The 12,445-nt window shown below is 71.0% G+C and carries 15 protein-coding genes; 6 read left to right on the top strand and 9 right to left on the bottom strand.

What is annotated here, in order from left to right:
• On the top strand, positions 1-87 hold an 87-nt coding region (locus AB0D12_RS37155), incomplete at its 5' end, for an adenosylhomocysteinase (protein ID WP_362693304.1).
• Between the two features lie 122 nt (positions 88-209).
• Here AB0D12_RS37155 and AB0D12_RS37150 read toward each other — a convergent pair.
• The 3 genes from AB0D12_RS37150 to AB0D12_RS37140 all read right to left on the bottom strand — a co-directional run bounded on the left by AB0D12_RS37150 (position 210) and on the right by AB0D12_RS37140 (position 1,472).
• Positions 210-503 carry a hypothetical protein gene (locus tag AB0D12_RS37150; RefSeq protein ID WP_326653826.1) on the bottom strand — a complete coding sequence of 98 codons (294 nt, stop codon included), beginning with the start codon at positions 501-503 and terminating at the stop codon, positions 210-212.
• Between the two features lie 64 nt (positions 504-567).
• The gene (locus AB0D12_RS37145) at positions 568-927 is read right to left on the bottom strand and encodes a hypothetical protein (protein ID WP_362693302.1); all 360 of its coding nucleotides are present in this window, start codon (positions 925-927) and stop codon (positions 568-570) included.
• Positions 928-980: 53 nt separating this feature from the next.
• On the bottom strand, positions 981-1,472 hold the full coding sequence (locus AB0D12_RS37140; protein WP_362693297.1) for an ATP-binding protein: 492 nt from the start codon (positions 1,470-1,472) through the stop codon (positions 981-983).
• A gap of 124 nt (positions 1,473-1,596) precedes the next feature.
• Here AB0D12_RS37140 and AB0D12_RS37135 point away from each other — a divergent pair, with 124 nt between their 5' ends.
• Both AB0D12_RS37135 and AB0D12_RS37130 read left to right on the top strand, forming a co-directional pair.
• Complete coding sequence (locus AB0D12_RS37135; protein ID WP_362693295.1) at positions 1,597-2,457, top strand: helix-turn-helix transcriptional regulator; 861 nt, start codon at positions 1,597-1,599, stop codon at positions 2,455-2,457.
• On the top strand, positions 2,458-2,694 hold the full coding sequence (locus AB0D12_RS37130; RefSeq protein ID WP_362693292.1) for a DUF397 domain-containing protein: 237 nt from the start codon (positions 2,458-2,460) through the stop codon (positions 2,692-2,694).
• Positions 2,695-2,760: 66 nt separating this feature from the next.
• Here AB0D12_RS37130 and AB0D12_RS37125 read toward each other — a convergent pair whose 3' ends face one another.
• Positions 2,761-4,683: a M64 family metallopeptidase gene (locus AB0D12_RS37125; protein ID WP_362693289.1), complete on the bottom strand. Its 1,923-nt coding sequence runs from the start codon at positions 4,681-4,683 to the stop codon at positions 2,761-2,763.
• A gap of 241 nt (positions 4,684-4,924) precedes the next feature.
• Here AB0D12_RS37125 and AB0D12_RS37120 point away from each other — a divergent pair, with 241 nt between their 5' ends.
• A complete protein-coding gene (locus tag AB0D12_RS37120; protein WP_362693286.1) occupies positions 4,925-5,938 on the top strand; it encodes a LamG-like jellyroll fold domain-containing protein in 1,014 nt (337 codons plus the stop codon).
• A 64-nt stretch (positions 5,939-6,002) separates the two neighbouring features.
• Here AB0D12_RS37120 and AB0D12_RS37115 read toward each other — a convergent pair whose 3' ends face one another.
• On the bottom strand, positions 6,003-7,394 hold the full coding sequence (locus tag AB0D12_RS37115) for a glycosyltransferase family 87 protein (RefSeq protein WP_362693283.1): 1,392 nt from the start codon (positions 7,392-7,394) through the stop codon (positions 6,003-6,005).
• Between the two features lie 113 nt (positions 7,395-7,507).
• Here AB0D12_RS37115 and AB0D12_RS37110 point away from each other — a divergent pair, with 113 nt between their 5' ends.
• Entirely contained in the window at positions 7,508-8,686 is a 1,179-nt protein-coding gene (locus tag AB0D12_RS37110; protein WP_362693280.1) for a molybdopterin-dependent oxidoreductase, read from the top strand.
• Positions 8,686-9,093, top strand: coding sequence for a hypothetical protein (locus AB0D12_RS37105; protein ID WP_362693277.1), 408 nt, complete (start codon positions 8,686-8,688; stop codon positions 9,091-9,093). The genes AB0D12_RS37110 and AB0D12_RS37105 overlap by 1 nt, the downstream gene beginning before the upstream one ends.
• 276 nt (positions 9,094-9,369) lie before the next feature.
• On the opposite strand, the gene AB0D12_RS37100 is transcribed toward AB0D12_RS37105, so the two are convergent.
• The 4 genes from AB0D12_RS37100 to AB0D12_RS37085 are packed head-to-tail and all read right to left on the bottom strand — an operon-like array spanning position 9,370 to position 12,399.
• On the bottom strand, positions 9,370-10,023 hold the full coding sequence (locus tag AB0D12_RS37100; protein WP_362693274.1) for a methyltransferase domain-containing protein: 654 nt from the start codon (positions 10,021-10,023) through the stop codon (positions 9,370-9,372).
• Positions 10,020-10,658, bottom strand: a complete 639-nt coding sequence (locus AB0D12_RS37095; RefSeq protein WP_362693271.1) for a DUF2064 domain-containing protein — start codon at positions 10,656-10,658, stop codon at positions 10,020-10,022. The genes AB0D12_RS37100 and AB0D12_RS37095 overlap by 4 nt, the downstream gene beginning before the upstream one ends.
• Positions 10,655-11,347, bottom strand: coding sequence for a glycosyltransferase family 2 protein (locus AB0D12_RS37090; protein ID WP_362693268.1), 693 nt, complete (start codon positions 11,345-11,347; stop codon positions 10,655-10,657). Before AB0D12_RS37090 ends, AB0D12_RS37095 begins: the two co-directional genes overlap by 4 nt.
• Positions 11,344-12,399 (bottom strand): NAD-dependent epimerase/dehydratase family protein, encoded by a 1,056-nt coding sequence (locus tag AB0D12_RS37085; RefSeq protein WP_362693265.1) that lies wholly within the window; start codon positions 12,397-12,399, stop codon positions 11,344-11,346. The genes AB0D12_RS37090 and AB0D12_RS37085 overlap by 4 nt, the downstream gene beginning before the upstream one ends.
• Positions 12,400-12,445 lie beyond the last annotated feature (46 nt).

The raw sequence follows: 12,445 nt of genomic DNA, 5'->3' as shown, positions 1-12,445 counted from the left end.
AAGCTGACCACGCTCCGCCCCGAGCAGGCCGCCTACATCGGCGTCGAGGTCGAGGGCCCGTACAAGCCCGACCACTACCGCTACTGATCGGCTACGGAGGCTGATCCACCCGAAGACCGGGCCCCCACCTATCCCCCGGGTGGGGGCCTGACCTTTTCCCGCTTCTCCCGTGCCCCGCCCATACTCTGACTGGCCGTCAGCACTGGCCGTCAGCGCATCGACGCGACGGCCCACTCCGAGGCCACTGCCACTGCGACGCCGACCCCCAGCACTGCCGTGGCCACGCGCGTACGTCCCTGTCGGCTGAGCACGAGCGCGCTGCCCGAGAGGATCAGCGCGATGCCGTAGAAGCCCATGGTCAGCACCGAGTGCGTGCTGCCGAGCCGCAACACCAGGGTGGCGCCCACGGCGATCATGATGACCGCGGAGAGAGCTATCCGTATGCGGCGTGCCTGACGTGGTGTGAGCCCCTGCCGCTCCGGGCTCGAATTGGCTTCTGACATGCCCGAAGACTAGCCGTCGCATCTCCGCGGGGGCCGCGCCGGGCCGACTTGTGATCCGCTCAGGTCACGCACCGCGTGCACTGCCGACCTCGGCCGTCCACAGCGGCGCGATGCCGGTGAGCTGGCAGGCCAGCAGATAGAGAGGGATCGGCGGGGTGTAGGGGCTGGTGCCGTCGGGCCGGCGGATAAGTCGCGCTTTCGTCGCCGGTACATATGCACCGCGGGCGTAGTGCGAGGGCAGCGGCCAGGTCAGCTCGAGGTCCGAGCCGGCGGGCACGATCCACCACCACCAGTCATTGTCCGCGAATACACAGCCGTTCCGCGGCAGACGCCCAAGGAGCCGGAATCCGTACCGGGCGGGCAAGCCCACGGCGTCGCAGCCCAGCGTGGCCGGCAGCGCGGGCGGCAGAATCAGTCTGGTCATCCGGCGCTCGCCGGCACGGCGGCCGCCCTGCGAGAGGAGGGTGGCCAGGTTCTTCATCGTGGACTCTCCGACCAGTACGCCACTTCTGTTCCGTACGGCAGTTCGTCCTCGTGCGGCAGTTCGGCCCACACCATGCGGCCCGGGCCGAGATGGGACTCGTGCGAACCCCAGGCGCTGCTCAGGGACTCGACCAGCAGCAGCCCGCGTCCGCGTTCCTCATCGATGGCGCGGCACACATGTGGGCCGGTGGGTGCGGAACCCTGGTCGTGCACGGTGATGCGCAAGCGCTCGATGCCGTTGAGCAGTTCGCAGGCGACCAGATGGCCGGCGGTGTGCACGACCGCGTTGGTGACCAGTTCGGAGATGACCAGCATCGCCGTTTCGTGAATGTCGCCGCCTATGCCCCAGTGGTGCAGCCGCTGGCGGGCGAGCTTTCGGGCACTGGCGACAAATTCGACGCGCGCCGGTAGCTCGAAGCCATACCGGTGATGAGGAGCCCCCAGGCACGGGTTCAGGTGCCATGGAGTGAGCGCGTCACGGTTCACACGGCCACTCTCTCCCTGCAGGACGCACATTGGCAAGGCCCACTCTGAAAATTGCAGAGTGGGCATATTCATCACTGCGGGGGCGTGGCACACTGCTCGCAACAGCACAGGGGGAGGTCTGGGAGTGAGCGAACCGCGGTCCGCCCCAACCGTGGGCCAGGTCGTTCTCGGTAAGCGCTTGCAGGATTTGCGGGAGCGGGCCGGTCTCAGGCGTGAAGAGGCCGCCAAGGTGCTGCGTGTCGCCGCGGGCACGATCCGCAGGATGGAGACGGCCGAGGTCGCGCTGAAAATCCCTTATGTCCAGCTTCTGTTGAGCGCATACGGGATCGCGGACGACGAGGCGCGCGGCTTTATCGAGCTGGCCGAAGAGGCCAATAAGCCGGGCTGGTGGCAGCGCTTCCATGACGTACTGCCGGGCTGGTTCAGCATGTACGTCAGCCTGGAGGGCGCGGCCGGCCTCATCCGCGCGTACGAACCGCACTTTGTGCCCGGCCTGCTGCAGACGGAGGACTACGCCCGGGCGATCATGCTCGGCGGAGCCGTCGGGCGGACCGATCCGGCGGACATCGAGCGCCATGTGGCGCTGCGGATGGAACGCCAGTCCCTGCTCACCAGGCCAGGCGCACCCAGACTCTGGGTGATCATGGACGAGACGGTGTTCCGCAGGCCCGTCGGCGGTCCCGGCGTCATGCGGGCGCAGATCGACCGGTTGCTCGAAGGTGCCGAACTGCCCCATGTCACTCTGCAGATAGCGGAGTTCGCGACCGGACACCACCCCGGCACCTATGGGCCGTTCGTCCTCTTCCGGTTCGCCGTCCCCGAGCTCCCGGACATGGTCTACAGCGAATATCTGACCGGCGCCGTCTATCTGGACGCGCGCCCCGAGGTCGCATCGCATCTTGAGGTCCTGGACCGCATGGCTGCGCAGGCCGCGACTGCACAACGTACGAAGGAGATCCTCAGGGATCTCCGCGAGGAGCTGTGAATGGATCGCATATACAACGGCATGCCCGCGGCCGAGCTGGGTGCCGAGGGCTGGCACAAGCCGTGGAGCGGCGGCAACGGCGGCAACTGCTTCGAGACCATGAAGCTCGCCGACGGCAGGGTCGCGGTGCGTCAGTCCTCCGACCCCGACGGCCCCGCGCTGATCTACACCTCCGGCGAGATCGCCGCGTTCATTCAGGGGGCCAAGTCGGGGAAGGCGGACTTCCTCCTCACCTGATTCCCCGGCCGCCGCTCCCCGGCCGAGACACGTGGAGCGACATGCGGCGTCGCCCGCAAGGCCTGGTCAGCCCGCCGCGGCCCCCTTCGCCGCTCCCGGCGGGAGCAGCGTCGTGAGGAACGACTTCGGCGCCGAGACATTCCCGGCCGAGTCGAGCGTCCGGTACTCGATCGTGTGCGTTCCGTAGTCGGGAGTGGCCTCGTCCCACGGCACCGCGCGCGTCCTTCCGAGCTTGCCGTAGACCAGATCGTCGATGGCAGTGCCGCTCGGGGTGAAGAGGAAGGGCGCGTCGGCGTCGGTCGGCCAGCCGTAGTACGTCTGCCAGCCGTCACCGTCGACCCTGAACTGCGTCACCACAGAGCCGGCCCGGTCGTCGCGGGCCGTCAGCTTCATCGTGAAGGGTCCGTCGTAGACGTACTCCACCGGCCTGCCGGGCCGGTGCACCGTACGCAGGGGCTTCGAGAGCGCGTACGCCGCCGTCGCCGGGACCGCGTCCACCGTCCAGGTCAGTGTGGACGGCGTACCGGCGATACGGGCTGTGAGCCGGTGCGTGCCGGGTCGCAGCCGTAGCGCGCCCAGGTCGAGATCGCGGTCGTTGCCCGGGTTGGCCAGCGGGCGGCCGTCGAGCGCCCAGCGGACCGTCGGAGTCCGGTCGACGGGATGTGTGGTGTCGGCGTACACGACCGATGCCGAGCCCACCGGGGCCGTGGTGTCGGTGTGACCGTTGAAGGCGGCCCCGACAGGCTCGCGCGGGGTGGTGACGGCCGCGTCAACGGTCCAGGCGACGGTGCGGGTCAGCGCCGCGGACGCGCGGATCGCCGGGTCGCGCACGAACGGCGTGGGGTCGGTGACCGTGGCCGTCAGCCTGTGCGTGCCGCGGGCCGGGTGGATCCGCCGTAGATCGAGCGTGCGGACGTCGCCGGTGAAGCGCAGCGGACGGCCGTCGAGCCGCCACACGACATCGAGCTCACCGCCGACCGGATGCAGCGTGTCCACCCACACCGTCCCGTCGTCGCCGATCGCGGCGGTGTTCGGTGTGTGCCCCTGGACAAGGTCCACCTTGGCGGAGATCTTCTGCGCCATCACCTCGCGCTCGACCTGGTCGAAGGGGTAGCCGAGGGTCTTCATGATCGAGTGCTTGCTGGGCCGCCAGACGCCCTTGGTGCTGTACATCCCGCCCTCGAACCGTCCGATGACTCCGCCGGACTCGCTCCTCTCGCCCAGCCAGCGCCACCACTTGGCGCGCTGCTGCTTCATCTGCTCCTCCGTGAGCAGGGTTTGGTGGACGGAAGAGGGCTCGCCGCCGCTGTACGCACCGCCGGGGACACCGCGCGCGTAGTAGTCGTACTCGTCCTGGAGCTTGCCCAGCGAGTGGCCGATCTCGTGCGGGGTGATCAGCGAGGAGAGCGCGTTGCCGCCGGAGGCCGTGGCGTAGGTGCCGCCGGCGCCGCCGTAGGTGTCGCTGTTGGCGAGGGCCACGATCTGCCGGTTCGCGTTCGCGGAGCCGGGGACGAGGTCGGCGAGCGCCGTCGCCGAACCGCTGTCGACGGTGAGCAGCCGCTGCACGCTGTCGGCGTCGCAGCCGCCCCAGAAGCCCATGTTCAGGGCCGTGTCGCGGCGCGGTGAGTCCAGACCCGGGTCGCAGTCCACACCCGACTCGGCGGAGGGAACCTCCACCGCCCACACATTGACGTAGGAGCGGTACGAGGCGAACGGCTCGGTGGACCAGAGCACATTGAGGTGCTTCTCGACATCGGCGCGGAACGCCGGCATCTCGTCGGCGGTGTAGCCGTCGCCGAGAACGATGATGTTGAAGCGCTTGTCGGCGGGTCCTGTGGTCTGCACGGGGACGACGGTGGCCTGGGCGGTCACCGGATCCTCGGCCGCGCCGGACGGGGTTGCCGTGCCCAGGAGGCAGGCGGCGACAAGGGTCCCCACGGTGGCGAGCAGGGTGGCCGCTCTTCGGGGGCGTATACCGGGTGAGGTCATGGGGCCGGAGCGTACGACTCTGCCCAACGGGCCGTAAAGACAGCAGAGTTGGCCATGCGGCCGCAGTGACGGCGCAGTGCGATCCGCGGCAACTCGGAGCCGCTGTTGTCCGGAACGCTGTCCTGTTAACTTGGCGCAGGCGCTGAGTGGAAGCGCTTTCTGTGCAGTCCGAGCCGACGAGGTGAGCGGGATGCCCAAGCCAGGAAGAGGCCGGTCAGCGACAAGACCCGGAAGGTGGCCGATGCGAAATCCAGCCCGTCCGGCGATCGAGGACAAGCGCGGCCCAAGGCCGCGTAAGCCGCTGAAGGTGCCCGGTCACCGTAGAAGAGGGCTCCTCCTGGCAGCGCTCGCAGTGGCCGTGCTGCCCTTGACGCTCGCACCCGCGGGAAGCGCAGGCGCGACCGGCACATCCGGTCATGTACTGCCCAGCCTCAAGCGGAACCTGATCGCGTACTACGACTTCGGGCACCCGGTGCACGGCAACCGTGCCTGGGAGCGTGACCGGGGCCGGTCCGGCACCGATATCCAGTTGGTCAACGGCGGTTCACAGATGCGGGTACGGGATCGTGACCGCGGCCGTGTTCTGCAGACACAACAGGTCTCACCCACCACCAAGGGCAACGACGACTGGAAGGCCGGCGTCTACGGCCCGACCGGTGTGCCCACGCTGCACGCCTTCAACGGCGTCCGCGAGACGACCGTCATGGGCTGGTTCAAGATGACCGGTGAGAACCCCAGCCCCAACTCCGGCTCCGACAACCCGGACGACCGATACGGCGCGATCGGACTGGCAGGTATCCTCAACGGCACCTCGCAGGGCCATGACGTACGGGCCCTTCTCGAACTCATCACGGTCAACGGCGAGATGAAGGTCGTGTCCCTCGGCAGGCGCGTCGACGGCGCCAGTTCGCAGACCTTCGCCGCCGACGCCGACTGGAGGACGCTGCTGCCGCAGGACACATGGGTGTTCCTCGCGGCGACCTTCGACTACGACAACGGCACGATGGCCCTCTACCGCAACGGCCGCCCGGTGCCCGGCTTCTACACCCTCACCGGCGATCCGTGGGCCGTCGAAGGACCGCCGGAACCCGACGTCGCCTCGCCGACCGACCCGCGCGGTATCAAGATCGGCGGCAGCTATCCGCAGAACAACAAGGAGGGCAACCCCTGCAACTGCCGGATGGACGACCTGATGTTCCTCGACCGGGCCCTCACGCCGGGCGAGATCCGGGCCCAGTACCGACGGACCACGTAGGGGTGCACCGTATGCGAGCAGTCCCGAGGCTCCTGGTCGCGCCGCTCGGCCCGGCCGTGATCCGCTACGACCGGACCGCCTGGGCGGCACGCGTTCCGACCTGCCGGCCGTAACGACGACGCAGTACGCAGCCGGCGAGCACCGCGCCGGCTGCGACCGCGTACGCCGTGGTGCCCACCACCTCCGGCTCGGCGTCCATGTGCACGGTGACGTACTTCGCCGCGCCCGCCACGGCGACACCCAACCACTCCCACCGGCCGTCGAGGGCGACCAGCGCCACCAGCAGCAGCGCGTACCAGGAGTAGCCCGGAGTCAGCAGCAGAAAGGCGGTGCCGGTGACCAACAGGGCGCCGCTCCAGGGGCGTTCGGGATCGCCACGCCGCAGCACCTGCACGACGACCACCAGCATCACGACGATCACCGCGGCAGGCGCCCAGTCGTCCGGCAGCACAAGACGCAGCAGGGCATAGCGGTTGCGGGCGGAGGGGTCGTCGTACCCCTCCTCCTCCACATAGCCGCCGAGGAAACCGAAGACCGAGCCGTCGGAGACGAGGACGTACGGCAGATAGCTCAGCGCCACCACCGCGGCGGCCGGCAACAGCACAGCCGCCGCGTCCCGCACCCGCCGAACACCGGACAGCGCGCCCGGCAGCACCACGGCAGGCAGCAGCTTGGTCACGATCGCCGCGCCGAGCAGCGCCCCGCCGAGGACGCGCCGCCGGACCACGACACCCAATGCCACCACCGTCAGGAGCACGCCGAGCACATCGGCATGCGCATTGTTCACCGCCTCGATCGGCACGATCGGGCACCAGGCCCAGTACGCCGCATGCCGTGGATCGCCGCGCCGCCGCAGGACCAGCAGCAGCGCCGCGGTGGTGCCCAGCGCCAGCAGAGCGCCGCCCGTCTGCAGCGCCTTGTGCCGTACACCGTCCGGCGACAGCGCGTGGACGAGCAGGAAGTACCCCTCCGCCACCGGCGGGTAGATGGTGTGCACCTGCGGCCGGTTGAGCCGGGTGCAGTGGATCTCGCCCGCGGGACCGGAGATCCGCACCCGCTCGGGCAGCTCGCACGCCGTCCCGGTCGGGAAGAGCCAGTCGTCGCGGAGCCCGGCGAGCGCGGGATCGGCGGGTGCGTGGTCGTACGGCGAGATCCCGGCCGCCTGCACCCTGCCGTCCCAGGCGTAGCGGTACGAGTCGGTGCTGGTGCGCGGGGGAGCGAGAAGCCCGGTCGCGGTCACCGCGATACCGCCCGCGACGACGAGGACCACGGCATGGCGCACCGGAGCCCTGCGCAGCGCGAAGACCGCCGCGGCGAACAGCACCCAGCAGGCGGCGTACCACCAGGAGAGACCGGCAGGATCGTCGGTATAGCCGTCCTTGCGGATGGTCAGGGCGAGAACGGCCGTCAGGGCCGCGAGCAGGGTGCCGGTGGCGAGAGTACGCGGGTTGATCACAGGCTCAGCGTCGCAGCCGGAACCGGCCCGGACCGCGCGCCGCCCTCTGACGTCCGCATTCCGTAAGGTGTTGGACCCGTCCGCGCGGCCCGTCGCGGAGGTCTTATGGGGACATGAAGCTCCGACCACCCAGACTGCCCCGACCGCCTCGACTGCCCCGGATCTCCTCACCGGCCCTCCCGGCCTTCTCGGGCAGGCTGCACGACGCCCGCACGGCCACCTCGATCGGCCGCTGGCTGGGCGGGGCCATAGCCGTGTGCTTTGTGACCGGGGTGATCAGCCACTATCTGCAGCACCCGCCGGACTGGCTCGCGGACGAGCTGCCGAGCCGGCCGTCATGGGGCTACCGGGTGACCCAGGGCCTGCATGTGGCGAGCGGGATCGCGGCGATCCCGCTGCTGTTCGCCAAGCTGTGGACGGTCTATCCGCGGCTGTTCGTATGGCCGCCGCTGCGGTCGGGGCGCCATGCGCTGGAGCGGCTGTCCGTGGCGGTGCTGGTCGCGGCCGCCGTCTTCGAGCTCTTCACCGGGCTGCTCAACACCGTGCAGTGGTACCCGTGGCCGTTCTCCTTCGTACCCGTGCACTACGCCGTCGCCTGGCTGCTTCTCGGTGCGGTCGTCCTGCATATCGCGGTCAAATACCCGCAGATCAGAGCGCATTGGAGCAAGCGCTCACCCGGCACACTCGAACTCCCGGCGGTGGACGGACCGGACCGCCGCTCTCTGCTGACCGGCGTCGCGGCAGCGGTCGGTGCGGTCACGCTGACGACCGTCGGCCAGTCCCTCACCCCGCTGAAAGGCTTCGACCTGCTCGCACCACGACACCCGGACCACGGCTCGCAGGGCGTGCCGGTCAACCGGACGGCGGCCGCCGCCGGGGTGGCGCGGCTGTCCACCCAGGACTGGCGGCTCACGGTGGTCGGCAGACACTCGTACGCACTCAGTCTCGACGAACTCGCCGCGCTGCCCCAGCACACCGTGACCCTGCCCATCGCCTGTGTGGAGGGCTGGAGCAAGTCCGCCGAGTGGACCGGCGTACGCGTCCGTGACCTGCTGGACCGGGCCGGAGCGCGGCCCGACGCGGCGGTACGGGTGGTGTCGCTGGAGCGGCGCGGCTCCTACCGCGTGATGGAGATGGGCAGCGGCTACACCCGTGATCCGCTCACCCTGCTCGCCCTGCGCCTCAACGGCCAGGTGCTCTCCCCCGACCACGGCTTCCCGGCGCGCATCATCGCCCCGAACCGCCCGGGCGTACTGCAGACGAAGTGGGTCACCAGGATGGAGGTCATGTGATGCGGCTCGTGACGGGCGGGGTGGGCCTCGCGCTGATGGCCGTCGGCGCGTCACTTCTGGTGACGGGCGGGCAGCTGAAGGACGTGGCGCTCTGGCTGGCGGGCGCGATCGTCCTGCACGACGGGGTCGTTGCCCCGCTGGTGCTCGGCACCGGCCTGCTGCTGGCGGCCGTCCCTGCCCGCGGCACGGTCCGCGGCGCAATGGTGGTGGCCGGCTGCCTGACGGTGATCGCGCTGCCGGTACTGCTGAGGCCGGGGGCGCCGAAGAACGCCTCCGTGCTGCCGCTGGACTATCTGCGCAACTGGCTGATCGCCCTGGCGGCGGTGGCGGTGCTCACGGGCGCAGCGCTGGTGGGGATGCGGGTGCTGCGCCGGTGGACGGCCTACCGCCGCGCGCCACGTGGCTGAATCCTCGGCGAACTGGTTGCCGGCCCACGGGACATGGGTGTGTGGCTGGGCAGGGCGGACCGCCAGGTGGCAGCGGCAGCGGGGAGTCCTGCTGTGGCAGGCCACGTCGAGCGGGCAGCAGCCGACCGGTATCGGTCCGCAGCGCGGCTGCACCACGCCACGGCCGAGCGGCCGGCCCGGGTATGGCCGACTGCCCAGCCGATCCGGGTCCGGCCGACGTCGGCCCGGCCCGGGCCTGACAGCCGGTCCAGCCGATCCGGGTCCGGCCGCCGCAGACTATGCGGGGCGCAGCGCGACGAAGGTGCGCCCGGCGGCAGTCCAGCGGTCGACCCCCGACTTCGGCACCGCCCAGCCGGACTCCCGCGCATACCGGAGCAGCGCGGGAGTGCCGAGGCGGGCCCACGGGAACGCCGAGCCCTGTGCGCTGCCGCCGTCGAAGACGCGGACCTGGGCGCGTTCGTCCACATCGAGCGGGTTGGTCTCCACGAGCAGCACACCGTCCTCGGCGACGAGGCGGGACACGCGGGCCAGCAGGGCGCGGGGGTCGCCGCCTATGCCGATATTGCCGTCGATGAGCAGCGCCGTACCCCAACTCCCCTCGCGGGGAAGCGGATCGAAGACGGAACGGTGCAGCGCGCTGCCGCCCGTCCGTACCGTGCGGGCAACCGCCTCGGGGCTCACATCGATGCCCAGCGTCGGCCGTCCCAGCTCGGCGAGCGCCGCGACGAGACGGCCCGGGCCGCAGCCGATGTCGAGCACCGCCCCTCGGCAGCGCTCCAGCACGGTCAGATCGGCGGCGTCCGGCGCGGCGCACCAGCGTTCCACCTCCAGCGGCAGCAGCCAGCCGTCGGGGCGGCGCAGAAAGAGCGGGCCGCGGCCGTTGCGCAGAGCGTCGGTGTACGGATCGGCCTGCCAGGCGGGCGCGGTCATCGCGCCCCGGTCCCGGCGAGCGCGGCGAGGGTCGCGGCGAACCGGGTGTGCGGGGCCTCGGCCGCGACCAGCCTGGCGTCTTCCGCCGTGTCGACGTCCCGCAGCAGCGGCAGATCACGCACCGTCAGCCAGGCGCCGGTGAGCCGCTCTCGCTGTACGGCGCCGGTCCTGGACGCGGACATCGGCACCCCGAGCAGCAGCGCGGGATCCGGCTCGGCCAGCCCGAGCGCCCAGAACCCGCCGTCGTCGGCCGGGCCGAAGGATGCCTCTCCCTCGCCCAATTCCAGTCCGGGGGCGAGGAGTTCAACTGTCACTTGTGGGGTGTCCATTCCGATCAGCAGGCTGGGTCCGTCGCAGAGCCCGAAGGCATGGGCGAGCCGGGAGTCGAGCCCGCCCGCGCACTGCGGTACGACCTCGATGCCGGCCGGCAGCCAGTCGCCGGGTACACCGTCGAGTACAAGGACCCGTCGGCGTGCGGGAGTGGCGAGCACGACGTCGAGGGTGTCGAGGAGAGCGGCCTCGGCGAGACAGGCGGCCTCGGCCGGGGAGTACGCGGGGGTGAGCCGGGTCTTCACCCGACCGGGGACGGGGGCCTTGGCGATGACGAGCAGCGTGCCCGCGGATGAGGAGCTCATCGAACGCCACCCCCGACCCCGCGCGCCGACGGCTCCGCGAGCACCGCACGCATGTCCCGTACCGCCTGCCAGGTGCCCCGCCACGTCCCCGTCACCTTCGACTTTCCCGATCTCGGCAGATACGGGACATCCACCTCCGTCACCCGCCAGCCCGCGTCCGCCGCACGGACCACCATCTGGAGCGGGTAGCCGCTGCGCCGGTCGGTCAGGTCCAGGGCGAGCAGGTCCTCGCGGCGTGCGGCCCGCAGTGGGCCCAGATCGCGCAGTCGCAGCCCGGTGCGCCGGCGCAGCATGCGCGACAGTGCCAGATTCCCGGCCCGCGCATGCGACGGCCATGCCCCGCGGGTCTGCGGCCGTCGCCGGCCCAGTACCAAGTCGCTCTCGCCGTCGGCAACTTGGCGTACAAAACCGGTCAGCAGCCCCGGATCCAGTGAGGCGTCGCAGTCGCAGAAGCAGACATACTCCGCCTCCGCCGCCAGCAGCCCCGCATGGCAGGCGGCCCCGAAGCCGCGCCGCCCCTCGTACACCACCTTCGCGCCCAGCCCGCGGGCGATCCGGTCCGAGTCGTCCGTCGAGCCGTTGTCCACCACGATCGCCCGCCATCCGTCCGGGATCCGCTCAAGCACCCACGGCAGCGCCTCGGCCTCGTTCAGACACGGAAGCACGACATCCACTCCGCCGCCCGTCATGACACGCCACCCCGCAGCCCGCTCGTGGCGAACTCCGCCATCCCTTCCGCGAAGCCGATCCGCGCCTTCCAGCCGAGCTCGGCCCTGATCCGTCGCGAGTCCGCGGTGATGTGCCGTACGTCGCCCAGCCGGAACTCCCCGGTGACCACCGGCGCAGGACCGCCGTGCGCCACGGCCAGCGCGCCCGCCATCTCACCGACCGTGTGCGGCGTCCCGCTGCCCGTGTTGTACGCGGTCAGCACTCCCGCCTCGCGGCCGTGTACCGCCTCCAGTGCGAGCGCGTTCGCGTCCGCCACGTCCCGTACATGGACGAAGTCCCGCCGCTGGTGGCCGTCCTCGAAGACCCGCGGCGCCTCACCCCGCTCCAGCGCGGACCGGAAGAACGAGGCCACGCCCGCGTACGGCGTGTCGCGCGGCATCCCCGGCCCGTACACATTGTGGTAGCGCAGCGCCACGGCCCGCCCGCCCGTGGCGCGGGCCCACGCCGCGGCCAGATGCTCCTGGGCCAGCTTTGTCGTCGCGTACACATTGCGCGGGTCCGTCGGAGCGTCCTCGCCGACCAGACCGGACGTCAGCTCGGCGCCACAGTCGGGGCAGCGGGGCTCGAAGCGCCCGGCCGCGAGATCGCCGCCCGCGCGCGGTCCCGGCCGCACCTGTCCGTGGCGCGGGCAGTCGTAGCGGCCCTCGCCGTAGACCACCATGGAGCCCGCCAGCACGAGTTCCGTGACACCGGCCTCGGCCATGACGGCCAGCAGGACGGCCGTGCCGAGGTCGTTGCAGGCCACGTACTCCGGTGCGTCCGCGAGGTCATTGCCGAGGCCGACCATGGCCGCCTGGTGGCAGACCGCGTCCACGCCGCGCAGTGCGCGCGCCGTCACCGCCCGGTCGCGGACGTCTCCGTGGATCCATTCGGCGTCGGGCATCGGTGGGGGTACCGGATGGGCCGCCGGGAGCAGGGCGTCGAGCACGATCGGGTCATGGCCGAGAGCGGCGAGAGCCGCGACGATCTGCGAGCCGATGAAGCCCGCGCCTCCTGTGACGAGTACACGCATGACTGCGACGCTACGGGCCGAAGCCCTGCTCACCGGCGTTGCGCGC

The sequence above is a fragment of the Streptomyces sp. NPDC048479 genome (assembly GCF_040651435.1).
GTDB lineage: Bacteria > Actinomycetota > Actinomycetes > Streptomycetales > Streptomycetaceae > Streptomyces.
Note: the sequence above shows the minus strand (reverse complement) of the source record. Positions and strands in the feature narration are given on the sequence as shown.